The 24,924-nt window shown below is 62.5% G+C and carries 24 protein-coding genes and 1 pseudogene; 13 read left to right on the top strand and 12 right to left on the bottom strand.

Going from position 1 to position 24,924, the window contains the following annotated elements:
* The first annotated feature begins 310 nt into the window (after positions 1 to 310).
* From BLQ58_RS14520 to BLQ58_RS14510, 3 genes are all read left to right on the top strand, one after another.
* Positions 311 to 646, top strand: coding sequence for an HdeA/HdeB family chaperone (locus BLQ58_RS14520; RefSeq protein ID WP_092599060.1), 336 nt, complete (start codon positions 311 to 313; stop codon positions 644 to 646).
* A 64-nt stretch (positions 647 to 710) separates the two neighbouring features.
* Positions 711 to 1,196 (top strand): outer membrane lipoprotein, encoded by a 486-nt coding sequence (locus BLQ58_RS14515; protein ID WP_254775947.1) that lies wholly within the window; start codon positions 711 to 713, stop codon positions 1,194 to 1,196.
* A 189-nt stretch (positions 1,197 to 1,385) separates the two neighbouring features.
* Positions 1,386 to 2,639, top strand: coding sequence for an oxalate decarboxylase family bicupin (locus BLQ58_RS14510; RefSeq protein WP_092599057.1), 1,254 nt, complete (start codon positions 1,386 to 1,388; stop codon positions 2,637 to 2,639).
* Between the two features lie 42 nt (positions 2,640 to 2,681).
* Here the strand turns inward: BLQ58_RS14510 and BLQ58_RS14505 are convergent, their stop codons facing one another.
* The gene (locus tag BLQ58_RS14505; RefSeq protein WP_092599054.1) at positions 2,682 to 3,671 is read right to left on the bottom strand and encodes an NADPH:quinone reductase; all 990 of its coding nucleotides are present in this window, start codon (positions 3,669 to 3,671) and stop codon (positions 2,682 to 2,684) included.
* 142 nt (positions 3,672 to 3,813) lie between these two features.
* Between BLQ58_RS14505 and BLQ58_RS14500 the strand changes: the two genes are divergently transcribed.
* Positions 3,814 to 4,155, top strand: a complete 342-nt coding sequence (locus BLQ58_RS14500) for a winged helix-turn-helix transcriptional regulator (protein ID WP_092599051.1) — start codon at positions 3,814 to 3,816, stop codon at positions 4,153 to 4,155.
* Positions 4,156 to 4,196: 41 nt separating this feature from the next.
* Here BLQ58_RS14500 and BLQ58_RS14495 read toward each other — a convergent pair whose 3' ends face one another.
* Together BLQ58_RS14495 and BLQ58_RS29165 are read right to left on the bottom strand one after the other, a co-directional pair.
* Positions 4,197 to 5,516 (bottom strand): NAD(P)/FAD-dependent oxidoreductase, encoded by a 1,320-nt coding sequence (locus BLQ58_RS14495; RefSeq protein ID WP_092599494.1) that lies wholly within the window; start codon positions 5,514 to 5,516, stop codon positions 4,197 to 4,199.
* 169 nt (positions 5,517 to 5,685) lie between these two features.
* On the bottom strand, positions 5,686 to 5,931 hold the full coding sequence (locus BLQ58_RS29165) for a hypothetical protein (protein WP_175459911.1): 246 nt from the start codon (positions 5,929 to 5,931) through the stop codon (positions 5,686 to 5,688).
* Between the two features lie 411 nt (positions 5,932 to 6,342).
* Between BLQ58_RS29165 and BLQ58_RS14485 the strand changes: the two genes are divergently transcribed.
* Positions 6,343 to 7,257, top strand: coding sequence for a LysR family transcriptional regulator (locus tag BLQ58_RS14485; protein ID WP_092599045.1), 915 nt, complete (start codon positions 6,343 to 6,345; stop codon positions 7,255 to 7,257).
* A gap of 38 nt (positions 7,258 to 7,295) precedes the next feature.
* Here the strand turns inward: BLQ58_RS14485 and BLQ58_RS14480 are convergent, their stop codons facing one another.
* Entirely contained in the window at positions 7,296 to 8,288 is a 993-nt protein-coding gene (locus tag BLQ58_RS14480) for a Bug family tripartite tricarboxylate transporter substrate binding protein (RefSeq protein WP_175459910.1), read from the bottom strand.
* Between the two features lie 38 nt (positions 8,289 to 8,326).
* On the bottom strand, positions 8,327 to 9,457 hold the full coding sequence (locus tag BLQ58_RS14475; protein WP_254775946.1) for a serine hydrolase domain-containing protein: 1,131 nt from the start codon (positions 9,455 to 9,457) through the stop codon (positions 8,327 to 8,329).
* Between the two features lie 582 nt (positions 9,458 to 10,039).
* Between BLQ58_RS14475 and BLQ58_RS14470 the strand changes: the two genes are divergently transcribed.
* From BLQ58_RS14470 to BLQ58_RS14455, 4 genes are all read left to right on the top strand, one after another.
* Entirely contained in the window at positions 10,040 to 11,221 is a 1,182-nt protein-coding gene (locus BLQ58_RS14470) for a porin (RefSeq protein WP_092599036.1), read from the top strand.
* 102 nt (positions 11,222 to 11,323) lie between these two features.
* A complete protein-coding gene (locus tag BLQ58_RS14465; protein ID WP_175459909.1) occupies positions 11,324 to 11,704 on the top strand; it encodes a hypothetical protein in 381 nt (126 codons plus the stop codon).
* 9 nt (positions 11,705 to 11,713) lie between these two features.
* Positions 11,714 to 11,944, top strand: coding sequence for a YMGG-like glycine zipper-containing protein (locus tag BLQ58_RS14460; protein WP_092599034.1), 231 nt, complete (start codon positions 11,714 to 11,716; stop codon positions 11,942 to 11,944).
* Between the two features lie 448 nt (positions 11,945 to 12,392).
* Complete coding sequence (locus BLQ58_RS14455; RefSeq protein WP_254775945.1) at positions 12,393 to 13,277, top strand: hypothetical protein; 885 nt, start codon at positions 12,393 to 12,395, stop codon at positions 13,275 to 13,277.
* Between the two features lie 61 nt (positions 13,278 to 13,338).
* Here BLQ58_RS14455 and BLQ58_RS14450 read toward each other — a convergent pair whose 3' ends face one another.
* On the bottom strand, positions 13,339 to 14,844 hold the full coding sequence (locus BLQ58_RS14450; protein ID WP_092599028.1) for an aminotransferase class V-fold PLP-dependent enzyme: 1,506 nt from the start codon (positions 14,842 to 14,844) through the stop codon (positions 13,339 to 13,341).
* Between the two features lie 411 nt (positions 14,845 to 15,255).
* Here BLQ58_RS14450 and BLQ58_RS14445 point away from each other — a divergent pair, with 411 nt between their 5' ends.
* Positions 15,256 to 15,921, top strand: a complete 666-nt coding sequence (locus BLQ58_RS14445) for a response regulator transcription factor (RefSeq protein ID WP_092599025.1) — start codon at positions 15,256 to 15,258, stop codon at positions 15,919 to 15,921.
* Positions 15,922 to 17,178: 1,257 nt separating this feature from the next.
* Positions 17,179 to 17,721: an MOSC domain-containing protein gene (locus BLQ58_RS14440; protein ID WP_092599022.1), complete on the top strand. Its 543-nt coding sequence runs from the start codon at positions 17,179 to 17,181 to the stop codon at positions 17,719 to 17,721.
* A gap of 168 nt (positions 17,722 to 17,889) precedes the next feature.
* Here BLQ58_RS14440 and BLQ58_RS14435 read toward each other — a convergent pair whose 3' ends face one another.
* Together BLQ58_RS14435 and BLQ58_RS14430 are read right to left on the bottom strand one after the other, a co-directional pair.
* A complete protein-coding gene (locus BLQ58_RS14435; RefSeq protein WP_092599019.1) occupies positions 17,890 to 18,117 on the bottom strand; it encodes a hypothetical protein in 228 nt (75 codons plus the stop codon).
* Positions 18,114 to 18,377, bottom strand: a complete 264-nt coding sequence (locus tag BLQ58_RS14430; protein WP_092599016.1) for a hypothetical protein — start codon at positions 18,375 to 18,377, stop codon at positions 18,114 to 18,116. Before BLQ58_RS14430 ends, BLQ58_RS14435 begins: the two co-directional genes overlap by 4 nt.
* 202 nt (positions 18,378 to 18,579) lie before the next feature.
* Here BLQ58_RS14430 and BLQ58_RS14425 point away from each other — a divergent pair.
* Positions 18,580 to 19,322: pseudogene (locus BLQ58_RS14425) on the top strand (SDR family NAD(P)-dependent oxidoreductase).
* 273 nt (positions 19,323 to 19,595) lie between these two features.
* Here the strand turns inward: BLQ58_RS14425 and BLQ58_RS14420 are convergent.
* Positions 19,596 to 20,174: a TetR/AcrR family transcriptional regulator gene (locus BLQ58_RS14420; RefSeq protein ID WP_092599013.1), complete on the bottom strand. Its 579-nt coding sequence runs from the start codon at positions 20,172 to 20,174 to the stop codon at positions 19,596 to 19,598.
* A gap of 116 nt (positions 20,175 to 20,290) precedes the next feature.
* Between BLQ58_RS14420 and BLQ58_RS14415 the strand changes: the two genes are divergently transcribed.
* Positions 20,291 to 20,743: a VOC family protein gene (locus BLQ58_RS14415; RefSeq protein WP_092599010.1), complete on the top strand. Its 453-nt coding sequence runs from the start codon at positions 20,291 to 20,293 to the stop codon at positions 20,741 to 20,743.
* A 329-nt stretch (positions 20,744 to 21,072) separates the two neighbouring features.
* On the opposite strand, the gene BLQ58_RS14410 is transcribed toward BLQ58_RS14415, so the two are convergent.
* From BLQ58_RS14410 to BLQ58_RS14400, 3 genes are all read right to left on the bottom strand, one after another.
* The gene (locus BLQ58_RS14410; RefSeq protein ID WP_092599007.1) at positions 21,073 to 22,479 is read right to left on the bottom strand and encodes a class II fumarate hydratase; all 1,407 of its coding nucleotides are present in this window, start codon (positions 22,477 to 22,479) and stop codon (positions 21,073 to 21,075) included.
* Between the two features lie 4 nt (positions 22,480 to 22,483).
* On the bottom strand, positions 22,484 to 23,452 hold the full coding sequence (locus BLQ58_RS14405) for a tripartite tricarboxylate transporter substrate binding protein BugD (RefSeq protein ID WP_092599004.1): 969 nt from the start codon (positions 23,450 to 23,452) through the stop codon (positions 22,484 to 22,486).
* Between the two features lie 71 nt (positions 23,453 to 23,523).
* The gene (locus BLQ58_RS14400) at positions 23,524 to 24,912 is read right to left on the bottom strand and encodes a cation:dicarboxylate symporter family transporter (protein ID WP_092599001.1); all 1,389 of its coding nucleotides are present in this window, start codon (positions 24,910 to 24,912) and stop codon (positions 23,524 to 23,526) included.
* Positions 24,913 to 24,924 lie beyond the last annotated feature (12 nt).

Genomic DNA, 24,924 nt, shown 5'->3' with positions numbered 1-24,924 from the left:
TTCTCCTCGATTCTCGTTGTGTGAGATGCCCGGGCCGGGAGACGCCGCCATTCGCGGAATGGCGGAATTCCACATGGGTATCCGTTGCAGTATTGGCGAAATTTCGGCCGAGCATTTGACATTTTGGGACCGTCGTTTGATGGCTGGGGACATCGTCGCGGAATCTCGCTCCCCGTCATGTGATTTGGCAATGGCTTGCGGGTTGCCGAAACGGTCCGGCGCCGTCCGCCCATAGGATCGTTCTCGACCGGACGGCTACGTTGCTTGCCCACCGGCCCAACCCATCCCATGCGACGTCCCAGGAGCCCACATGAAACGCCTGATCCTTTCCCTTGCCATCGCCGCCCTCTCCACCCCGCTCGTCGCCGCGGCTGCGACTGACGACGTCAAGACTGTGAAGCCTTTCAAGATGACCTGCGAAGAGTTCCTGTCGGTCAGCGAAACCTACAAGCCGGCGGTGATCTACTGGATCGCCAGCGTCGACAAGCTGGGCGTGCGTGAGAACGACCAGATCGTCGTCGATACCCCGCACACGGTCGCCCATGTGGTCGATGAATGCCGGAAGGCGCCCACCCGGAAGCTGTCCGACAAGGTCCGTACGTCGCTCGACAACCAGACGCTGAAGATCAACTACAACGGCGCCTGAGCACCTCCATGCCCGGCATGGCGATACCTGGCGGGCATCCCCAACTGCGTTGACAGGAGCGTTCATGTTTTCCAACCTCAATCGGATGCGCGTCACGGCGGCGCTGGTGGCCGCCGCAGGGCTCGCGTCAGCTTGCGCGAGCATCGGTCCGTCAGGCACCGTCTACGACGCCGGACAGCTGCAGCGGCCGGAGTCGGTGAGTACCGCGGTGGTCGAGCGGGTACGGTCGGTGCAGATCGACGACAGCAGTCCCACGTCCACGCTGGTCGGCGAACTCGGCGGCGGATTGCTGGGCGCCGTCGCGGGCAGCGCCATTGGCGGCGGGCACGGTTCGTGGATCACCGGTGTTGCGGGCGGACTGGCCGGCGGCGTTGCCGGGCACGAAATCGAGGATCACATCGACCGCAAGGCCGGATACGAAATCACGGTGCGCCTTCGCGATGGGCGACTGCAGGCCATCACGCAACCCGCATCCGAAGGCAACTTCTATCCGGGTGAGCACGTCAGGCTCTTGCGGTCGGACAACGGCACTGTGCGTGTCACGTTCTGATTCCGCACGCATGGCAGTGCGCTCGCCCTTCATGCCGACGGGCCAGGCCGACAAACCATCGTATAGCGCCGCCATGGTGATGGTCTGATAGGCGAGGCCCGCTGCGCTGCCTAACCTTGAATCACGGCCCGCCGTGTTTCGTGATGCCAATGCGACGGACTGTCCCATCGAAGAAAAAGGAAATCCATCATGACTGACCTGACCAGGCGAAAGGTAATGATCGGCGCGGCCACCACCGCGTTTGCAGCAGCTGCCGCGTCGGCGCACGCCGCTTCGTTCGGCAACCCCGACCGCCCGCCGGAAGGCGCGATCAATGCGCGCAACCGCCAGGGTCTCACCGATCCCGGTCCGCGCAACGATGCCCTGGCGGAGCAGTTTCCGTCGTTCCAGGATGCGCCGGCCACCGACGTCAACGGCATGCCGCTGTTCTGGTCGTCGTTCAACAATGCCCACAAGCGGATCCAGAACGGTGGCTGGGCGCGCGAAGTCACGCAGGAAGACTTTGCCATCTCCAAGGACATTTCCGGCGTGAACATGCGGCTGTCGGCCGGCGGCATTCGCGAGATGCACTGGCATCAGCAGGCCGAGTGGGCCATCATGCTCGACGGACGATGCCGCATCACGACGCTCGACGAAGAAGGGCGCCCCTCGGTGCAGGACGTCAAGGCGGGAGACCTCTGGTACTTTCCTCCGGGCCTGCCCCATTCGCTGCAGGGAACTGGCACCACGGGCGCGGAATTCCTGATCGCGTTCGATAATGGCATGGCATCCGAGTTCAACACGCTGCTGGTCACCGACTGGATCGCCCATACGCCGCCGGAAGTGCTGGCAGCGAACTTTGGCGTGCCGGTCGAATCGTTCAGGAATATTCCTGTCGACAATCTCTGGATTTTCCAGGGGAAAGATCCGGGGCCCCTGGCCGCCGCCCAACGCGCGTCGGCGTCGAAGAAGGGGCCGCCTGCGTTGCCGGTGACGTTCTCGCTGTCCGAAGCCAAGCCGGTGCGCGAGACGCGCAGCGGCCGCGTACAGATTGCCGACAGCCGGAATTTCCGCATCTCGCAGAACATTGCGGCGGCGCTGGTCACGGTGAAGCCGGGCGGTCTGCGCGAGCTGCACTGGCACCCGAACGCCGACGAATGGCAGTACTACATCAAGGGCAAGGGCCGCATGACGGTATTCGACACGGGCCCCAAGGCCATGACCGCCGACTTCAACGCCGGCGATATCGGCTACGTGAAGAAGGGGCTGGGGCACTACGTGCAGAACGTCGGCAACACGGACCTGATCATGGTCGAGGTCTTCAAGGCCGACCACTTTGCCGAGGTGTCGCTGTCCGACTGGCTTGCCCATACGCCGCCCGAGATGGTCATGCAGACGCTGAACATCAGCGCCGAAACCCTGGCGCAGTTTCCGCGCGATCGCCCCGATATCGTGCCGGAGTGAACCCGCGCCGTGCGTCGGCGGTTCGCGGGTCTGCAGCGTGGCCTATGGCAGTGGCTTGACGATGATCTTGCCGATCATCCGGCCAGTTTCCTGGGCTTCGTGCGCGTCGACAATCGCGTCGAGCGGCACCTGCATCCCGATCGTCGGCGTGTAGGCGCCGTCCTCCAGACACTGGGTGATCGCTGAAACGGCTGCGGATTTTGCGGCTGCCGGGACGGTGTAGATGTAGACGAACCGGAGCAAACAGCCGGCGATCATGGCTTTCAGCAATGGCAGCGACAACTGGTCGGCGGCCGCGCCGACGGCATAGGCGCTGATGATGCCGCCGCCAGCCAGGCTTGCCATATCGATATCGAAGTTATCCTGCAGGCTGACGTCCACGATCCGGTCGACACCGCGCTGCCCCGTATGCAACTTCACGATGGCCGCCACGTCTTCCGACCATCGATCGATCACCAGATCTGCACCCGCGCGTCGCGCGGCATCGGCCTGGTCAGGCGTTGAGACCGTTGCCGCCACCCAGGTGCCCGCCCATTTGGCCAGCAGGATCGCTGCCGTGCCGACCGCCCCCGCACCGCCCTGGACGAGAATGGCGCGGTCCTTGATGTCGCCGTCCGCAAACAGGCAGCGATGCGCGGTGAGCGCCGGAACGCCCAGACAGGCGCCGACTTCGAATGACACGTTGCCGGGTAACGGCACGGCCTGATGGGCCGGCACGACGGCATATTCCGCGGCGGTTCCGAACGGACGACGATACTGCGCCTCGAACACCCACACCCGCTCGCCAACGCGAGTGGGCGCAACGCCAGGTCCGACCGCGTCGATGACCCCGGCGCCGTCCTGATGCGGAATGACCAGCGAGAATGCGGACGGACCGGAAAAACCCGTGCGCGCCTTGATATCGCTCGGATTAAGGCCTGATGCATGGATGCACACCCGCACCTCGCCAGGCCCGGGCAGTGGAACAGGAAGGTCTCCGAGCCTCAGCACTTCCGAGGCCCTGCCCTGTCGTTCGTAATATGCGGCCTTCATCAATCAGACTCCTGGTATCGACGCGGACGTCCCCGATCGACGGCCAGCGCAACTGAGCCGAACTATCGAGGGCCGGGCGCTTTTCCACAAGAAGGCACATCTTTGATATATAGGGATAAAAAGTATCCTATTGGGACCCGCCATGACCTCTTCGGTTACCACCTACCAGTGCTCGGTCGCTGCGACAGTCGACGTCGCAGGCGGCAAATGGAAGCCTCTGATCGTCCATTACCTGATGGACGGCACCAAACGGTTCGGCGAATTGCAGCGCCTGATCGGCACCGTGACGCAACGCTCGCTGACGCTGCAGCTGCGCGAACTGGAGTCCCACGGCATCGTGACCCGCGAGGTCTTTGCCGAAGTTCCGCCTCGCGTGGAATACACGTTGACGCCGTTCGGAAAGACGCTCGCGCCGGTACTTGAGGCCATGAAGAAGTGGGGCGACGCCTATATCGAACGACTGGAACAGCCGGGCTGTCGCTGAATGCCACATCGCCGCGCGCCCTGCTCATCCTCGCCGCTGCGTCAGATCTCTCCGCCCGCTCCCGCCAGCTCCTTTCTCATCCGCCACGTTGCGCCGACCCGTTTGAGCGGGTCGGGTGGCATCCACCCGGGCCGGCTGTTGGCAAGGATGAAGTCGATGGCAGGACCCGGGATGCCGGACATGAACTCGGCCATGTAGTGGCCCAGGTAGGTGCCCTTGGCCACCCCCACGCCATTGCAGCCCACCACGCTGAACAGGCCCGGCGCTTCCTCACGAAAGATCGAATGGTGATTCAGCGTCATGCTGATCATTCCGCCCCAGGTGTATGCGAACGGCCTGGCGGCCAATGCTGGAAAGCGCGCTTCGAAGGACAAGCGATGCTGGCGCATGGCAGCGCGCAGATCCCGGTCGGACGCGCATAGCGCGGGACGGTAATGGAACGTGTTGCGCACGAAGATCCGCCGGTCGGGGGTGTAACGGACGGTCGTGCCCGCCGGATGCGCGGACGTGGTGCCCCACGGCGCTACGCCATCGAACTGGGCCGCTTCATCCTGCGTCAGCGGCTCGGTCAGACTCGCATAGGTGAAGATCGCGGCCAGGCGGTTGCGGACCTTTCCAAAGGTCTCGCTGAAGCTGCCGACCGTCAGCGCAAGCTTGTCCGCTTGCAAGGTACCTCCAGCGAAGGTCAAGGTATGCCGGCGGCCAAATTGGCAGGCCGTGACCGGACTGCGCGTGAACAACGTGACCGACTCGGGCAATGCCGATGCGAGGCCACGCACCAGCGCGGCCGGATTCACCAGCACGTTGCCGGGCGTATGGATTGCCGCCTTGTAGTAGGACGTGCCCAGCCGCTCCGCCAGCGCACTACCTTCGACAAGCTCGTAGTCGAACCCGGCCCGCTTCAGACCCTGTGCGAAATGCTCCAGCGCCCCGATGTGGCGTGCCTCGTGGGCGGCCATGTACTTGCCGGCGTCATGCCATGCGCAGTCGATGCCATGGCGATCCTTGATGGCCCGAAGCCGTTCGATGGCGAACAGGTTCAGCGCATGCAGCTGGCGGTTCGATTCCGCGTCGGCCTCGCCACCGTCCACATTGTGCGGAATGTCGATGATGAAGCCCGCGTTTCGTCCAGAAGCGCCCTGCCCCACTTCGAGCGCTTCCACGAGCGCAATGCGCGCTTGCGGATGCAGTTCGGCCAGACGCCTTGCCAGCGCGACGCCGGTAAAGCCGGCACCAACCACGGCGAAGTCGAAATGATGCTGGCCGTGCAGCGGCTGGCCAATGGCGGAGTGACGGGAAGCGGACGTTTCGAACCAGCCAAGCTGGCCGTCGATGGCGGGAAGTTTGTGAATCTGGGGCATGGCGTCGATCTGCGCATAAGGCGCACGCGGCATTTTAAGGCCTTGTTGCGCTGCAGCGTTCCGTCCGCAACATATGATGGAATGAATCCGATTGCGCTACGGTTTACAGGTCGTCGCGCGTCGTCCGTCAGCCGGGCGCGGCGGATCGCCCCGCCAGCATTGGACCCAGTCAGCCAAGCGAGGACACATCATGAACGGGCGCAGGTTTCGCAAGATCGTCCTGGCACTGGCGGCGGGCGCGGCGATGGCCATCGGCGGCCCGTCCGTTGCCGGCGGCCGAGGCGGCGTCGCGGGCGGCATGCACCGCGGGGGCATCCAAGGCGGCGTCATCCAAGGCGGGGGCTTTCATGGCGGCGGGTTTCATGGCGGAGGCTTTCATGGCGGCGGGTTTCAGGGCCACGGTGGCTTTCGTCACGGCGGGTTCCGCCCCAGCCATGGGCACGTGGTCTACTTCGCGGTAGGCACCGCATGGCCTGGCTGGTGGGAATACTCATACGACGGCGGGCCATACTACCCCGCGGACGACACCTTGTCCGGCTATGACACGCCGTCGGCGCCGGCCACCCGCCGGATGGCCGCAAATACTGACAGTGCGTCAGAGAACGGGTGGTCGTATTACTGCGACCACCCCGGCGGTTATTACCCCCATGTCAAACGCTGCCCGGGAGGCTGGCAAATGGAGCCAGCCCGGCCGCGCCCCTAGCAACAAGGCCTGGCATCGCATTAATCGACCGTTTATGCGGAGCATGACACCCGGATGCCTTGACGATCCGGCACCCTTCCTTTCATTATCGGCACCCCATGCTTGATAACCGAAGGGAATGCCATGCGTCTTGAGGATCTGAACTACTTTGTTGCGGTGGCGCAGGCCGGTCAGATCGCACGTGCGGCAGAACAGGTGGGACAAAGCCAGCCCGCATTGACCAAGGCCATTCAGCGCCTGGAGCAACAGTTGGGGATCCAGCTGTTCGTGCGCTCGTCCCGGGGCATGGATCTGACCAGCTCGGGCAATGTCTTCCTGGAACGCATCCTCACGGTCCGGAGTTCGCTGCACGATGCGATCCGGGAAGCCAACGATCTCCACCTGGGCAAGCTCGGGGTAGTCCGGGTCGGTGTGCCGTCTTCGCTTGTCGGCTCGGTTTTCTCGGACGCGTTCGCCGACCTGATCAAACAGCGTCCGGCGGCCCGGGTGCAAGTGACGATCGGCCTGAACGACCCGCTCGTCACCGGATTGCGCCGTGGCGAGCTTGACCTCTGCATCGCCACGCTGTCACGCAAGCCGGACGCCGAAATGGAACAGACGCTGCTGTTCGACGACGATCTGGTCGTGGTGGCCCGTGACCAGCATCCGCTTCATGGCAAGCGTTCATTGCGACTGGCCAGTCTCGGGGACTATCCGTGGTTGCTTCCCAATGCCGACGTCATCGCCCGCAAGCTGGTCGATGCGTCGTTTACCGATGCTGGCCTGCCGCCACCCACTGTCGCGCTCGAAACGAACTCGTCGGCAGAGGGCCTGATGGCGGCGATTCGAAAGACCGACCTGCTCACGGTAATCGGGCGCGCAACACTGGCGCAGTCCACGCGCGGGTTGCGCGCGCTCGACATGCCCAGCCTCAGGTGGCCGCGAACTGTCGGCATCCTGCGTCGCAAGGACGGCTACCACTCACCGCTTGCCGACCGTCTGGTGGAGATACTCGTCAAGCGCGCGGCCGGCTTGCGGCCAACCGGCGCCAGGCCTTGATGTCGCCTTCGCCATCCACCCCTCATCATTCACCGCAATCAATCGCCATAGACACCGACGCGCCGGACCAGCTCTCCCCAGGCCGCGGCCTCGCCCTGCATCTGGCGCGCGATCTCGTCCGGTGCCATCGGCTGCCAGCTTGACCACACTTCGGCGCGCTTGCGGCGCCATTCGTCGGTGGCGCTTGTCCTGTCCATGGACTGGTTGAGCCGTTGCACCACGTCTCGCGGCGTGCCATGGCGCGCCATCAGGGCCGTCCAGCCGGTGCGGTCGTATCCGGTGAAGCCCTGCTCCTTGAACGTGGGCACGTCGGGCAGGTACGCGGATCGTTCATTGCCGGTCACGGCCAGGAATCTGACCTGCTGCTTCGCCAGCAGGGGACGCAGGTTCACGATGTCGAGCATCATGAACGAAATCTGCCCGCGCAACAGGTCCATCAGCCCTGCGCCAGCCCCCTTGTACGGGATGTGCGTGGCATCGAAGCCAACGTCGTTGGTGAGCTGAAATCCGTACAGATGGGGAACGGTGCCGTTGCCAAGCGACGCGTAGTTCAGCGCACCACCCTGACGACGCGCCCAGGCCGCCCATTCGCGCAATGTCCGGCTCGGATTAGAAGCCGGGATGGCCAGGCCGACCGGTGCGGCGCCCGTCATGGCCACCGGCGTGAAATCCACCATCGGCCGGTATGGGAGCTTGCGGAAATAGCTTTGCGTAATGGTGAAGCTCGCGCTGGCCAGCAGCAGGTCATACCCTTCCGGCGGCGCCAGCAAGACCGACTGCGCAGCGATCTGGCCGGCTGCGCCCACCTTGTTGTCGACGATCATCGGCACGTTGCCCAGTGCAGGTGACAAGGCTTTCAGATACTCGCGCAACTGCAAATCCACCGGGTCGCCGGCACCCGATGCGGTGACGAAGCGGATCGGCCGGGAAGGCCATTTGTCCCCCAGCGCAGGACCGGCGATGGCCATCGCCATGGTGCCGCCGGCCAGCGCGAGAAAGCGGCGCCGGGTCAGGTTCGTGTCGTCTGTCACGCAATGATTTCCCACCGTCAAACTCCTTCCGTCTTGCTTCATGTTGCTGGCGACCCTTGACCGATACCCGCCGCTTGGGCAAGGCCGCCGTCGTGTTCCAGGCTTCGATGTATGGCCAGCGCGGCTGCGATCAACGCAGCGGACGTCTCCAGTGCCCGGGCAGCATCCTCACACCGCCTGATGTCGGCCGCGCTCGTGGGGCGTGCGGCGTCGTCCGGGCTTGCCGAGAACTTGACCGCGACGAGGTCCTTGTCCGGGTTGATGTAGATGCGTTGCCCGAACCGGCCGCTGGCCTCGACGCTGCCATCGCCATCGTTGCACTGGAACCAGTAGTTGCGATAGCCATAGCCATCGCGGCCCGACACAAGGTTGCCGCTGGCGAAACGCGACTGGTTGCTTGCCGGCTCGAACGCGATGCGTGCCGCCGCTGGCGGAATCGGACCCGAGAGGTCGCCCTGCATCGCGCGGCGTACCGCCTCCGCAAAGCGTGCGGCGTCGCGCAGCGTCGAATTCAGGCCGCCGCTTGCCATCTCGGTACCCAGACGGTCCACGCTGGCGTAGGCGTCGTCATCGGCCAGCCTTGACCAGATCCGGTCCGTCACCAGTTGCGACCATCGCTGGCCCGTTATCCTGCGCAGCGCCCAGGCCATCGCCTCGGCCGAACCATTCTGGTAGTACCAGACAGGCGCCTCGGCCGCGGTGCCGGTGGCATGCGCGATCTTCAGGAAGTCGTAGATATTGTCGGGGGCATCGTCCTTGCGCGGCACGATGCCGACAGCCCCAAATAGGCCCAGGTCGGGAGGCAACGCCTGCGGATAGCCGACGGGTACCTCCATGTCCAGGTTGCGTCGCACGGTGGCGTCGCCAAACGGATTGCCTTTGAGTTCCGGCACGTACTGGCTCAGCGGCGCGTGCGGGTCGAGCTTGCCTTCATGGATCAGCATCGCTGCCAGCAGCCCGGTCACCGACTTGGTCATCGACGCCCAGATATGCGGTTGATGACGATGGAAATCACCGAAGTACCGCTCATAGACCACGTTACCGCGATGCAGCACGACGAAGCCGTCCGTGTGCGTCGCACGCAGGTAGTCGTCCAGACCCAGGCTTCGGCCCGCCACCATCAGCGGCAACTCGTCGAATGGCAGGCCTGGTGCGTCTACCAGCGGCATGGGCCGTGAAGCGTGCCGGATCCCCACCGTAGGCGCCAACTCCCGGGTGTGGCTCAACGCCCATCGCATGAATGGCGGACGCAGCCCACCGCCGCGCACCACCTGCTTGTCGGGGGGCGGCGGAAAACCCTTCATGACGCCGTCGTCGGCATCCGCCGCTACGTTCGGCGCTGGCTTCGGCGCTGCGTTCAGCGCTGGCTCCGGGACCGCGCGTGTCATTGCTGGCCCACGGGGCATCGCCCGCAATGCCGGCGCAAGGAAAGTGAGTTTCATGAATGCTCCACAAGAAACAAGAGGCACGGGACAGCCGGCGCGCGACTATGCTTGTCCATGCATGTGGACATAGTGGGGGACCGGATGCCGGTTCGATATGCCGAACTGGAATGGATCGATAGATTTCCGGAAGCCCGGGCCGTTGCCTCATCAATCATCGGCGTCGGAATCGACCGCCGACGCGCCACACGTGCGTGCGCCAGCAGACAGATCGAAGCGTCAGGGTGGCATTCCATGCAAGCGAAGAGCGTGAAACCGAAACGCCAGCAGCCATGAACTACCCATAAAAACAAGGAGGAGGCGGCAGACATGAGACTGAGACTTCTTGCACTTGTGGCGTTGCAGGCTCTTGCCTGGCAGGCGCACGCGCAATCGAACGTGACGCTCTATGGCGTTGTCGACGTCAACGTTGAATACGTCAATCACCTTGGCGCCGTACCCACATCCGCAAATGGCTTCAACCCTGGCCCCTCGCACAGCCTGGTGCGGATGGACTCCGGCGGTGTATCCGGGTCGCGCTGGGGTCTACGCGGAACGGAGGCCCTGGGCATGGGCCTCAAGGCGGTCTTCGTTCTGGAAAGCGGCTTCAATGCGGACAGTGGCACCTCGCAGCAAGGTGGCCGCCTGTTTGGCCGGCAAGCGTTCGTGGGGCTGCAAAGCGAGTATGGCCAGTTGTCGATCGGCCGCCAGTACACGTCGATGTTCGAGTCGCTGGCGAACTTCGTCCCGGCTGCCTATGCCACGCAGTACGAGCCTGCGGTGGTGCTGGCCGGGGCCAATTTCCGCGAGGACAACACCATCAAGTACACCGGCAATTTCGGGCCCGTCACGGCACTGGCCCACTTTTCCTTCGGCACCGGCCTGGCGCTGCCGCCGACGGTTGGTGCACCGTTCATTCTTGGCGGCAACGGCGAAGTACCGGGCCAGTTCCGGCGCGATACCGCCTATGGTGGGTCGGTGGTCTATACGGCAGGGCCGGTGGGTCTGGTCGTCACCTATGACCAGTTCAATCCGACCATCGCACCCGCCGCAAACCCGGCCAATGCGGGCAGCGGCACGTTCAAGAAGGCTGGTGCAGGCGCCAGCTATGCATTCGGTGCCGCCAAGATCATGGGTGGCTACCGCTGGGGCCAGAACAAGAATCAGGTAGGTGCCGAATTCTTTCGCGACAATTTTTACTGGATCGGCGGGACGTATCAGCTGACACCCTCAATCGGCCTGATGCTTGAGTACAACTACGACGACGTCAAGAACCAGTTCGGCAATGCCAGCCAGCCCAATCCCTGGCAGATCGCCTTCATTTCCAACTACGCATTCTCCAAACGCACCGATGTCTATATCAGTGCCGCCTATGCAAAAAATGCCGGCCTTGGTCTGGAATCCGCCGCCATCTTCTATGCCAACAGCCTGTCGCTCGGCAACAGCTATGCCCTGGCCAACGGGCAAAGCTCCATGCTGGGCATCGCCTTGGGACTGCGCCACAAGTTCTGAGCGACAGCGCGCGGTTTAGCCGGCTCCTATACGCCGGAATAGCGACTAATATGAACGAGCGCAGGGCTGCGTGGAGTAATGGCAACACTGATGGAGACCGCAATGGCAAATAGACTAAGCCGGCTCGCAGTGACGGCTGGGGCACTCGCGACACTGGTATTGGCAACCGGCGCCCGTGGCGACGAAATTCCACTGGTTACCGGCAAGCAATGGACAGCCTCCACCGAGCAGACCAAGAAGGCCTACCTGGTAGGCATCGCCAATATGGTCCAGGTGGATATCGCCTATCACGAGGGCAAGCCGCCGCCCGACGCGCAAAGCATTCTTCCGCGCTTTGCCCAAGGGCTCAAGAGCCATTCGCTCGATTCGGTGAGCCAGGGGCTGGATCGCTGGTACGCGGCACATCCCGACCGATTGCAGCGGCCGGTCATTGAAACCATCTGGTTCGAAATGGTTGTTCCTGGGCTGAAGACCAGCAAGTGAGGTGACGCCATGAAACGACTCCATCTGGCTGGCGCGATCCTGATCGTCGTCAGCGCCGCGGGATGCACGAACATGACCCCGCAGCAGCAAGGCACCGTCACCGGCGCTGGCCTCGGTGCCGCGGCCGGTGCCGGCATCGCCGCCATTGCCGGCGGCAGTGGCTGGACAGGCGCGGCGATCGGCGCCGTGGCCGGCGGCGTGGCGGGCAACATCAAAGGCAAGCAACAGCAGCAGTGGTAGCCTCCGGGCGCCGCGCTGAAACGCCTTTCGGAAGCTGGCGGCCAGCCCCGGCGAAACGCCTGACACGTTATTGCCGAAGGCCTAGCGGCCGCTCGTGCGCACTAGGTATCCAGTTCCAGGCCGATGCCAAGTGACGTCAGCCGACTGAAACCAGCACACCGGCCTCGCTACCCAGATGCCACCGTATTCGGATAAACGGCCTTGCGCCGCGCGGCCACCCACATCGACTTTCGCTCGTGTCACGACACGGGCGCTCCTGTTCTTGCCCGGGATGGCGTACGAATCTGTCCTGGCCTGCCGGATCCGTCCGTTGGACAAAATGCCCTGCTGCCACCCGGCAATTTCATTAGTTAGCCCTTTGGGCCAATTGAGCGTCCCATCAAGACCGGCTAGCTTGGCAACTGGAGCGTGGCGTGACCGACAACCGCACGGCAGAGCGAAGGCGTGAATGATGAAGGCGATGCAAGAAGGTAGTCGCTTCGATGGGGGCGATATCAAGCTGCCTTTCTCAAGGCTTGGCGGGACGCGGCTCGGCATTGCGCTTTGCCTGGCTATCGCCGCCGGTGCCGGACATGCCGAGTCGCCCGATGCAAATAGCTGGAGGTTTGCGGTCGCGCCGTACCTGTGGCTGCCCAACGTGAGCGGGGCGTTCAGCTTCTCCGGGAACTCATCCACCGGCGGCGGCAGGCTCGACCTTGGCACCGGTCCGGACAGCTATCTCTCGAACCTGAAGTTCCTCTTCATGATGCAGGCCGAAGCCAGCAAGGGGGACTGGACGGTCATCGCCGACGCGGCCTACCTTGACTTTAGCAACCACCAGACTACGCTCAACACCGTCGGCTCGGTAGTCATTCCGCGGGAACTGGCGACCAACACAGGCAGCAGCCTTAGCGGCGGACTGCTCGGGCTCTACGCCGCCTACACGGCGGTGCGCGCGCCATGGGGAACCGTCGAGCCGCTCGGCGGGCTTCGTTACCTCAACCTCAGCGCCAGCGCCAACTGGACGCTATCCACCACGTTCACCCAACAGGGCGCCACGCTGGCCACGCAGGGAAGCGTGTCGCAGACCGAGAACATCGTCGACGCGATCATTGGCGTGCGCGGGCGAGTCCGCCTCGGCAACAGCGACAGATGGTATCTGCCGTACTACCTCGACGTGGGCACCGGCGCTTCCCGATACACGGTTCAAGCGTCGGGAGGCGCCGCCTATGCGGCCAGGTGGGGCGACATACAACTGACCTATCGCTACCTGACCTACCAGCTCGGCAGCGGCGAACTGGTTCAAAGGCTGACGCTGAAGGGCCCCATGGTTAGCGTGGCGTTCCGCTTCTGAGCGCAATGCTGATTCCTGTAGACCATCCCAAATGACGGTTTCACGATCGGTCAGCCCGCCGTCAGCCTAGCCTGGTTCCCGCCAGATTCCACAGCGTCGCCGAGCGGGTACCCGTACGGCAGTACGCGAGCACGGGCTTCGGCAGTGCTGCCACCAGCGAGCCGAAGGCTGCGGCATCCTCTGCGGTGACACTGTCCGATTTCACCGGCAGGTAGTGCGCAGCCATGCCAAGCGAACCCGCAACCTCGGCGATATTTGCAAACCGGGCCTGACCGGCAGCCTCTTCATCGGGCCGGTTGCACACGATGGAGCGGAACCCCAGTGCATGCGCGGCCCGTACGTCGGCATCGCTCAGCTGCGCCGCAACGCTGACGTCGTCCGAAAGATGCCGGATCTGCATCTCCGGTCCCCCCGCTCCCGACTCCCGGCACCGGGCAATGACTTGCTGGAAGCAGTCGACCGCAACGTCCACATCTGCCTCCGTTGTGAACCGTCCAAGGCTCAGCCGCACCGTGCGTTGCGCAGCGTCTTCATCCAGCCCGATGCATGTCAGCACGTGAGAGACTTTGCCAGCCGCCGAATTGCAGGCCGACGTGGAGGAGACCGCCAGGCGATCGGCCAGCATAAATGGGAGGAAGTCCGGCAGATTCACGGTCAGACTGAGTGTGTGTGGGATGCGGATCGCGTTGGCGACGTTCTGCGTGACGACACCCGATGCGCGTACACCATTCAGCAGGCACTCGCTCAGTTGCGCGATACGCTGATTGTCGGACGCCATTTGCAGGCGCGCCAGTTCGCACGCGGTGCCCATGCCGACAATCTGGTGCGTGGCAAGCGTGCCAGATCGTAGTCCTTGTTCGTGCCCTCCGCCGTGCATCTGACAGGCAATGCGCGACGCCACCTCGCGGCTGACATAGAGTGCGCCGATGCCTTTTGGCCCATAGAGCTTATGTGCCGACATCGACAACAGATCGATCCCCATCGCCTTGACGTCTATTTCCGTCTTGCCCGCAGCCTGTGCTGCGTCCACGTGAAGTAGCGCGCCCACAGCATGTACGACCCGCGAGATCTCGGCGATGTTGGTCAGGGTGCCAATTTCGTTATTCACCATCATCAACGAAACGAGGCCCGTACGATGGCTGCAAGCCGCTTCCACGGCGGCCACCGAAATGTCTCCCGACGCATCGGGAGCAAGGTAGGTGACCGAAACATCAAGACGCTCGAGATGCGCCGCCGTATCCAGGATCGCCTTGTGCTCCAGCTTGCTGGTAATCAGATGGCGTCGTCCCTGTTCGTAGTCGAAGAAACCCTTGAGAGCCAGGTTGTTCGACTCCGTTGCACCGGACGTCCACACAATCTCGCACGGCTCCGCGCCAATGAGATCGGCAACCTGCGCACGAGCCTGCTCGACGAGGTCCTTCGCCGATAGGCCCGCGGCGTGAGAATTCGACGCAGGGTTTCCGAAGACGCCGTCGGCCCCGAGACAGCCGAACATCGCCTCCATGACGCGAGGGTCCGCTGGTGTGGTTGCAGCGTAATCGAAGTACCGCAGGGTGGTCGCACTCATTTCCAGTCATCCTTGAATAGGAAGACCATGCTACGACGAACACTCTAAAAACTGCTTCTAAAATCCTGCTCTGGCCGCTACCTCATTAGCATCCAATGCTATCGAATCTAGTTTTGTTGAAATAATCTTCCGGAATAGGCATCCGGACAGGAAGCGCGGGTGTCCGGTTCGGACAACCCGCGAACGGGTGGTCCAGTTCCGGCTGAAATCCTGTGATCGAGACCCGGACCGCAGACAATGAGGACTTCTCCACGCCGCCGCCTCGCGTCCCCCACCCCGCGTCAGCGCGTCGAAAGTCATTTCACAAGTCGGTATGAAACTTTTCGCTCCACCCGAAGACCGGTTGTGGATGCAAGCGGCGCTCGGTAATGTGGCGAGGAGTCACCCCATTTTCTAAAGAGGGTACGCGCGATGACCGGGACTGTAATTGTTGTGGACAACGACGAAAGCATCCGCAAGGCTTTAGGGCGGCTGCTGCTTGCAAAGGGATTCTCATCAAGGACTTTTGGTTCGGCCGAAGAATGTCGGGCTGCCCTTGACGGCATCCGCGGCCCGACCTGCGTGGTGGCGGAGCTGATTCTGCCTGGCATCAGCGGTCACGAACTGCTGAAACTATTGCCGTCGCATGTGCCCTTCATCATGCTGACAGGCTGTGCAGATGTGAAGCAAACCGTCGAGACGATGACGGCTGGCGCCATCGATCTTCTTGAGAAGCCCGTGGCTGAGGACCGTCTGGTCACGGCGGTGGTCCGTGCGCTGGAGCTGGCCGCGCAACGCGGTATGGAGCGGAGCATCAAGGCAGCCCTCGATGCAAAGATGCAGCGGCTGACAAATCGCGAGCGAGAGGTCATGGCCATGGTCACGACCGGACTCCGAAACAAGGAGGTCGCCAACTTCCTCGGCATCGTCGAGAAAACCGTGAAGGTCCATCGCGCCCACATCATGGACAAACTGGAGATCGACTCGCTCGCGGAACTTGTGCGATGCGCCGACAAGTTGGGAATGACGTACATTCCACCTGCGACAAGTCGGAATGCGAGTGTGCGAAGCGCCCTGGAGGTTGGCTCCGTAAATTGACGGGCGGGTCTTCACCGTTACCCGCCGGGCGACACTCCCCATTTTTCGGCACGTCTTTCAAAAATGGGGAGTGTGATCGGTGCTATCCCGATTCATCGAATCGAGGACGCCGGCGTCGATGAGCCTTTCCCCCCGCGACACCGCTCCGACGGCTCGTCCTACCAAAGCGCGTTTTTTCCGATCCCGCGATTCTCATCGTACCGACCAGTCAACCTGCCAAGGAGACGTTTTGAGGTCCACCAAATCTGATTACGAGTGCGCAGAATCGTTGTATGCCTTGCTTAGAGGCGGAGAGTGCCTCACCCGCAAGGAAATCGTTGCACGAAACCTGCTGTCCAACCACGATTTCGGAAGAGCCCGAAAAGTCCTGGTGGCGACAGGAATGCTCCAGCATGTCCATAAATCGGGATATACATTGTCCATACATGTATTGGGCGGTCCGCCTGAAGCGTACCTGCGTGGCGCGTCGCCTGTGGAGGACGAATTCGACGCGCTGCTGTCTGTATGGAAAATCGAGCCACTCAAATCCGCTGTCGGGACGAGCAGCCGCATCAATAGGAGATTCTCGCGGGACGAGCAATCGGAAACCTGCGAACCGGTATCCGTGGCCTGAGACGGGGTCTCTATACGGTCCGGCCAGGGACATCGCCCCAAATGGCTGGAAGGCGGGGAAGATGCGTACCGCTTCGGTGGGTTCCGACGGGTCGAGACCTTGAGTTCGACACCGTTTCAAAGACGGAAGCGTTATGAAAGCCAGGGAGCCCGACCTTTCGGGGCGCCCCCTGGGCCTTGCACGACGCTGTACGGGAACGACAAGAGGTGTTGTACCGGAAGAAAGTTCTGCAAGGCTTGCAAGATTCTTGATCGGTTGGCCGGAAACCTAGAGCTGGAGCGCCATTCCGAGCAGACTCCCCCGCCCGAGTCATGCAAAGGGGCGCAGTCCTGACGGAGAAATTTTGGCCCAGATGCAAAACTCTCGCCGACGGATCAGAGTTTTGCAAATGCTCACTTAGCCTCGCAGACATCCGAGCAGCGTAGAGCGAGGCGCATCCTTCGATTCTGGCGACGAGCCGCTTCCACTATGCACTCTGGGACGCAATCGACTCTTACCGGTTGAATCCGCAGTCGGAAATGGCCTCTGGCTCCGGCAAGCGCGTGCCCGGGTTGGCCGAGGGCCGAGTTCGGCCACATTCGGTCGTTCGACATCGCCAGCAAAATCGTTGACAATGCCTTGACCTATCTCCAACCGGAAGCGTGATGAGTCCACGTGTTGTTTCCGTGAGTGCAAGCCCGACGCACTCTTTCTCGAAATTCCGGCAAGACCATATCGAGCTACTGACCGATCTTGGTGTGAAAGGGGATGCGCATTGCGGGGAGACGGTGAAGCATCGCTCCCGTGTAGCGGTTGACCCTTCGCAGCCAAACCTTAGGCAAGTTCACTTGATTCATAGCGAACTGTTTGATGAATTGGCGGACAAGGGACTTTCGGTCGGCCCCGCTGAGCTTGGTGAAAACATCACAACGGTGGGATTATCGTTACTTACTTTGCCCGTCGGAACCCGGCTTCATATAGGGTCCAATGCCGTTCTAGAACTTACCGGATTACGTAACCCGTGCTCACAGATCGATGCGTTTCAGCCTGGCTTGCTTAAGGCTGTCTTGGACCGCTCCTCGGCGGGCAAGCTAATCCGCAAGGCCGGTGTAATGGGCGTCGTCATCTCCGGTGGTGCTGTTTGTCCGGGCGATGAGATTCGTGTGTTCCTTCCTCCCGAGCCCCATAGAGAATTAGATAGGATCTAGGTCAAGTTGCAGTAAATGCCACCCGACGAATGGCTGTTAGAGGCAAGGCTTAAGGGCCGTTGGGGGTCGGGAACCGGCGGTCACGGTAGAGGCCAGCCAACGGAAGGCGTTAGTCGGCAAAAAACCGTCAGCCATGGGATGGTGCAGATCTGGGTGTATGTGATCCAGTCACGTGGCGTCATTCCAAATGCCAGAGTAGAGATCGTACACGCGTGCATGACTGAGCGCGGCTCTGATCCTCTCTTCCCCGACAGAGTCCAGCAACAACGTTGGAATGGAAACCCCAATGTTGTCCATATCGATAGCGAATACTTCGACAGCGCTGCCGCAGGACGCAGAAAGCATGGTCTCTACTTCGGCGACAGTGCCGCACTGAACGATGAGCTGAAGACTCATGATCGCTTCACCTTAACCTCAGCGAGGTCCTGAAGAGCATTAGTCAAGCGCGCTTCGAGGTCGCCCCCGACCTTTTGCCCGCGCACATCGTAGTACGCCACAAAACTCGCTGCGGGCGATGTGACGTGTTGACGCCCGTAATGGACACGAGCGCGAACGAAAGCGAGACTCAACTTGAGCGCTTCCTCCGTCTCGATAAAATGATTGACGATTAAAACATGTTCAGGTCGATCACGGGCCGAAAACTCTGGGGTGAACATGGCGTGATTATCCGTACTGTGTGCTTAAGCTATTGACCGCTTTCGAGGATTCTAACTGACCGCTTCGGGTCGGCTCCCGCCCGATGCCACCCAGCTAACGGCTCGCCGAAGCGATCGGGCACTTCCCGGCCAGAAGCCGCCGTTGGACAACGAGGCCGAGATTGTTGAGAATTCCCATTTCCCTGAACCAATCGGTACTTCTATGACGATTCGGCGACCTGTTGCGCTTATCACTGGTTCGACCTCCGGTATAGGCGCTGCCGTTGCCCGGCGACTCTCAAGCGATGGATATTCGGTTGTCTTGCATTCGCGAAGCTCCCCGGAAACAGGGCACGCGATGGCTCGTGAACTGGGCTCGGCAATCTACATTCAGGCCGACCTCGCCAATGACGCTGACAGAGTGCGACTCATCCGCGAGTCTGTCGCTCCTTGGGGACGGCTCGACGTGCTCATTAACAATGCGGGGATCAGTCGTGTCATCCCTCATGCGGACCTGATTGCGGCAACGCCAGCCATTTGGCAAGAGTTATACGAGGTCAACGTGATCGCGCCATTTCGTTTGATTGCTGAAGCGGAACCCGCATTACGTGAAGCAGCTCGGCGAGGACGCCCGGGCAGCGTCATCAACATCAGTTCGCACGCGGGTGTCCGGCCCAAGGGCGCGTCAATTCCATACTCGGCGACCAAAGCGGCACTCAACACATGACCCGACTGCTGGCGCTATCACTTGGGCCCGATATTCGAGTTAATGGAATTGCTCCAGGCCTGGTAGACACACCTTTGACCGCAGATTGGACGCAAGCACAAGATCTGTGGAAAACACGCGCTCCAATGCGGCGGTCGGCGAAACCTGAAGATATTGCACAGGCTGTTGCCGTGCTTGTCGCATCAGATTATCTGACCGGAGAAATCTTGCTATCAGACGGCGGGTTGAACCTCACGTAATGGCGCCAGGCGGAGGCCTTTTTTTGGATCGAGAGTTGTGAATCAAATCTAGCGTTCGGTCCCGGCGATGGTTGTGCCTCTGACGATCTCGCGACCGCGGCGATACGCCTCGCAAATGACCGCTCACGGGAATCGCTGTCGTCCGCTATGGGTTGCGAGCCGCCTATTGAGGTGTGCCCAGCCTGTGAACGAGGTCCGGCTTCCGACTCCGGCTATGTAGGGGCATCCGTGACTCATGTTCAACATGCCCCCAAAATCGGCGGATCGCCGTGCTTATCGTTGTTTCTTCGTCCGGTATGTCGATTTAGACGCCGCAAGGACTGTGTTGCGCGCGTGAAGCAAGACGGATTTGTGTTCGTCCGAGTCGACTTCTACGAACCCGAGTCCCTGAAGCAGAAAGATGCCTTCGACCGCCAGCAGCGCCTGACGAACCTCCTCAAACTCGCCGTGTTCCGATCGAAGCAAATCGAGCAGCGCGCGATAATGGCGTCGCACAGGCTCTAGCATCTCAGGAGCGTGCACCAAGGCAGTTACTAGGAACGCCGCCTTCTGGGTTGTGGCGTCATCCTCGTCCAACGCTTCCTCGATATACGCGAGGATCCATTCGACTGGCCCCGTTCCTCCACTCCCTAATCGCCGTCGTACCGCCTCCTGAAACCGCGACACTTCTCTTTCCAGCGCCGCAAGTATCAGTTGGTCCTTGGTCGCAAAGGTATAAACAAGACCGCCCTTACTGATTCCCGAGCGTTCCGCGACGGCATCGAGCGTGAAGTTCTTACCTCCGGATTCAAGGATGACGGCTTCGGCGGCGTCCAGGACGCGTTCCCTATCGATTTCTTTCTTGCGTGCCACACCCTCCCCCTTGATTTTCGACTGGTCAGTCGTATAGTATTTCCGACTGATCAGTCAGATTAGTGCAGAGATGCACGCGGTGCAACTTTTTTTCCAACAAGCAGGCTAGGCAAGTGATGAACGAACATGAGACCGATACCGATGACGGATTGCCGGCTGTAGCGCTCGGTCACTTCGTCATGAAGGTGCAGGATGTCGATGCCAGCTACCGCTTTTATGCCGGTCTGGGTCTGCGAGCGCTCGGTACCTTTCCCGGGATGGCGATCGTTGAAATGCGCGGCGGAACGCATCTGCTGCTGTTTAAGAAAGGTGATGATCAGGTTGGCGCGTTGCTGAACAGCCAGAGCGGTCAGAGAGCGGATTTCAGCAGCGAACGAATAGACCTGATGATCGCGGGGCATAGTAGGGCCGAGCTCGAATCGTACAGGGCCAGACTGATTGGCAAGGGATATTCGCCGTCGGCCATTGCGGATGGCGAGCTGTACGGCCACCACTATTTCTCCATGCTCGATCCCGACGGATATGGCGTCAGCTTCTACACCAGCCACTGCGGTGATCAGCCCGTTTGATGTAACAGCCGGCTAATCGCACAGCATCAGCCATTACGCTACATCGCCGTTCGGCTGGCCGCTCTTGGCAGTCAGGCTAGCGGACCGCCGGGTTGGCCGGGCGATTCTCGGCCATTTTTTGGCCCTTGGAATAGCGGCTGACAAACGACTTCTACACGGTACAGGACGGCTCTTCAATCTGTGTCGCAGTGCGACGCGTTGCGTGCAAGGGAACGCGCCAATCAGCGCTTCCTGCAGGTTCGCGCTGCTGGCTTGTGCAAGGCCTTTGGGCGCGAGCACACCCTAGTCGTGAAGCACATGTCACTCGTCTGGCGCCACAGAAGAAAGGGCTAGTCGCCAGACGATGCCAGGCCGCCGGCCATCCTCCGCAGGTCGACAAGGCGATCGTATTCGTCGCCGCTCAACAGGCCCAGGGCGATAGCGGCGGCGCGTGGCGAGGTTTGCTGCTCCCGGGCATGGCGTGTGATGGCAGCGGCTTTGTCATATCCAATTGCCGGGTTCAGCGCCGTAGCGGCCAACAGCGGGCTTTCGAGGTTGCGGGCCAGTTGATCCCGCCGCGGCTCCAGGCCGGGAACAACACGTTGCGCCACCACGCGGGCGCTGTCCGCCAGCAACCGGATCGACTGCAGCACGTTGTGGATCAGCACTGGCTTGGCCACGTTCAGCTCGAAGTTGCCGGAGGCGCCCGCCATCGTCACGGTTACGTGATTGCCGGCCACCTGCATGCCGGCCTGCACCATGACTTCGGCGATGGTCGGGTTGCGCTTACCGGGCATGATCGACGAGGTCAGGCCATCCTCCGGCATCTGCAGCTCGCCGATGCCGCTGTTGGGGCCCGAACTCATCCAGCGCAGGTCGTTGGCGATCTTGATGAACGACGCGGCGATCACGTTAAGCACGCCGGACAGCTCCAGCAGGGCGTCATGGGCGGCCATGCCCTCCACCTTGCACGGGCTGGCACGGAACGCGTGCCCGCTGAGCACGCTCACGGCTTCGCAGTACGCTTCGGCAAAGCCGGCCGGCGCATTGAGCCCCGTCCCGGCCGCCGTGCCGCCCTGGGGCAGCACCAGCAGGTGCGGCATCACGGACTGCACGCGTGCCAGGGCGTTGTCGATCTGCAGCGTGAACCCCTCGAAGGCCTGCCCCAGCCGCATCGGCACCGCATCCATCAAATGGGTGCGTGCCAGCTTCAGGATGTCGGCGAAGGCCACGGCACGTTCCTGCAGGCTATCGCGCAACGTGGTCAGCGCAGGCAACAGCCGCGACTCAAGTTCCAGCACCGCCGTGAGGTGCATCACCGACGGAAAGCTGTCGTTCGACGATTGCGACGCGTTGACGTGGTCGTTCGGATGCACGGGCAGCCGACCACCCAAGGGCTGGCCCAGCCGCTCGTTGGCACGGTTGGCGATCACCTCGTTGGCGTTCATGTTGGTCTGCGTGCCTGAACCGGTCTGCCAGACCGTCAGCGGGAAATGCGCGTCGAAAAGACCCTCGCGCACTTCGGCCGCCGCCGCGACGATAGACCCGGCGATGTCTGGCGCCAGCACCCCGCAGTGCAGGTTGGCCTGCGCTGCGGCCATCTTGTGCAGGCCGAACGCGTGGACCAGCGCCGCCGGAAAGCGTTCGTCGCCGATCTCGAAGACCGCCAGCGCGCGTTGGGTCTGCGCGCCCCAGTAGCGGTCGGCCGGAATTTCCACCGGGCCGAACGCGTCATGCTCCATCCGTACGTCTTGCATCGATTCAATCCAGCGAGATATTGGCCTTGGCGGCCAGCACTTTCCAGCGTGCCACTTCGGCGGCGGTGTGCTTGCCCAACGCACTTGCCGTGTACTGATCCGGCGGCAGCATCTGGATGGCCTGCCCCGCTAGCTTCGCGGTGAAGTCCCGGTCGCCCATCGCCTTCAGGTAGGCCTGCTGCACTTTGTCGAGAGCCGCCTGGGGGGTGCCCTTAGGTGCATAGATGCCGTACCAGGTGGCCGCTTCGAAGCCCGGCAGCACGGTCTCCGCCAAGGTCGGCACGTTCTTGAGTTGCGGCACGCGCGCGGCCGACGTTACCGCCAGCGGCCGCACCTTCGATTCGGTGATCTGCGGCAGCGCCGTATTGGTCTGGTCGAACATGCCGTCCACCTGGCCGCCGATCACGTCGATCAGTGCCGGCCCGGCGCCCTTGTACGGCACCAGCGATACCTTGATGCCTGCCGACGACGCGAACATGGCTGCCACCAAGTGCGACGTGGAACCCATGCCCGCATTGCTCAGGTTCAGCTTGCCGGGATGCTTCCTGCCGTAGTCGACGAACTCGCGCACATCGCGCGCCGGGTGGTCCTTGCGCACCATCAACACCATTGGCGTGTCCGGGAAGCGGAAGACCGGCGCGAAGTCCTTCACCGGGTCGTAGGACAGCTTCTTGTAGAGCGCCGGCGCCGCGCCCATGTAGCCCATATGCCCCACCAGCATCGTGTAGCCGTCCGGCTGCGCGCGGGCGCCCTTGGCAGCGCCGATGGTGCCGCCCGCACCGGGCGAGTTGTCGATGATGATCGACTGGCCCAGCTCGCGCGACACGCGGTCGGCGATGGTGCGCGCCAGCGCGTCGGTGGGCCCGCCAGCGGCGAACGGGACGATCCAGGTGATGGGCCGGGACGGGTAGGTCTGGGCGTGGGCCGAGGCGGCCAGTAGCGTGCCAATGGCCGCGGCGATGATGGGTTTCATGTTGTCTCCGTTGGAATTCTTGGTCTGATCCGGCCGGTGCGTATGGGGGAGGCTGGCTTCCCCGGCGCCCGTCAGGTGGCCGATGTGCGCAGCTTCATCGATTCGCGGCCTTGCACGGCAGGGTTGTCGGCCTGTTCGTCGTCGAGTGCCACACCGGGATACAGCTCGGGATACAGGTGCCGTCTGGCGGTTTCCGCATCGAACGTGCCGGACCACCTGGCCACCACGACCGTGGCCACGCTATTGCCAATGGTGTTGCAGGTGGAAATGGCCATCGACAGGAAGCGGTACACGCCGAAGATGACGGCCAGCCCTTCCACGGGCAGCAGGCCGGTGGAGGTGACCGTGGCGGCGAACACCACGAACGAACCGCCCGACACCGTGGCCGCACCCTTGGACGTCAGCAGCATGAGCACCAGGATGCCGATCTGGTGGTCCAGCGTCAGCGGCACGCCATAGGCATGGGAGATGAACATCACGCCCATCGCCATGAAGAGCGATGTGCCGTCCAGGTTGAACGCGTAGCCCGTGGGCAGCACCAGCCCCACCGTCTGCTTGGCGCAGCCCAGGCGCTGCAGCTTGATCAACAGGCGTGGCAGCGCGCTTTCGGACGACGCAGTGCCCAGCACGATCAGGATTTCGTCCTTGATATAGCGCAGGAAGCGCCACAGGCTGAAGCCGGCCAGCCGGGCCACGATGCCCAGCACCACGGCGATGAACAGGAACACCACGGCGTAGAAGCTCAGCACAAGTTGCGCCAGCGCGATCAGCACGGCCGACCCGTTGCTGCCGACCGAATAAGCCACCGCGCCGAACGTGCCGATCGGGGCCAGCTTCATCACGAGATTGATGAACGAGAACAGCACCTCCGAGATCATGTCGAGCCCGGCGTTGACCTTCTCGCGGCGTGCCTCGGGAATCGCCAGAATGCCGATACCCACCATCACGGCCAGCACCACCACCTGCAGCAACTCACCCTTGGCAAAGGCGCCGACGAAGTTGTCGGGCACGATATGCATCATGAATTCCAGGAAGCCCTGCGGCGCGGCGGCCTTGGCGGCCTTGGCGGCGGGCGCGGCGGCGCTGCCGGCAACGTGGCTCATGCCCTTGCCGACCTCCAGGAGGTTGCCCGCCAGCATGCCCACCATCAGCGCGATGGTTGAGATCACCTCGAAGTAGACGATGGACCGCCAGCCCACGCGGCCGGCGCTCTTCACATCGCCGGCCGACGCAATGCCATGGACGATGGTCAGGAAAACCAGCGGCGCCACGCCGGCCTTGATCAGCGACAGGAACATGTCGCCCAGCAGTTTCAGCTTGGCCGCGAACTGCGGCAGCGCGAACCCCACCACGATGCCAAGGATCAGCGCCAGCAGCACCTGCATGCCGAGCCGGCGATACCAGGGCAGATGCTTGCGAGCCGGCGGTGCGGCGGGACTTTGTGTCGATGTGTGCTGCATGGTGTCTTCCTC

It is taken from the genome of Ralstonia sp. 25mfcol4.1, assembly GCF_900104095.1.
In the GTDB taxonomy this organism is placed as follows: Bacteria; Pseudomonadota; Gammaproteobacteria; order Burkholderiales; family Burkholderiaceae; genus Cupriavidus.
The sequence above is the reverse complement of the archived record's forward strand: the minus strand, read 5'-3'. Positions and strand labels throughout refer to the sequence as shown.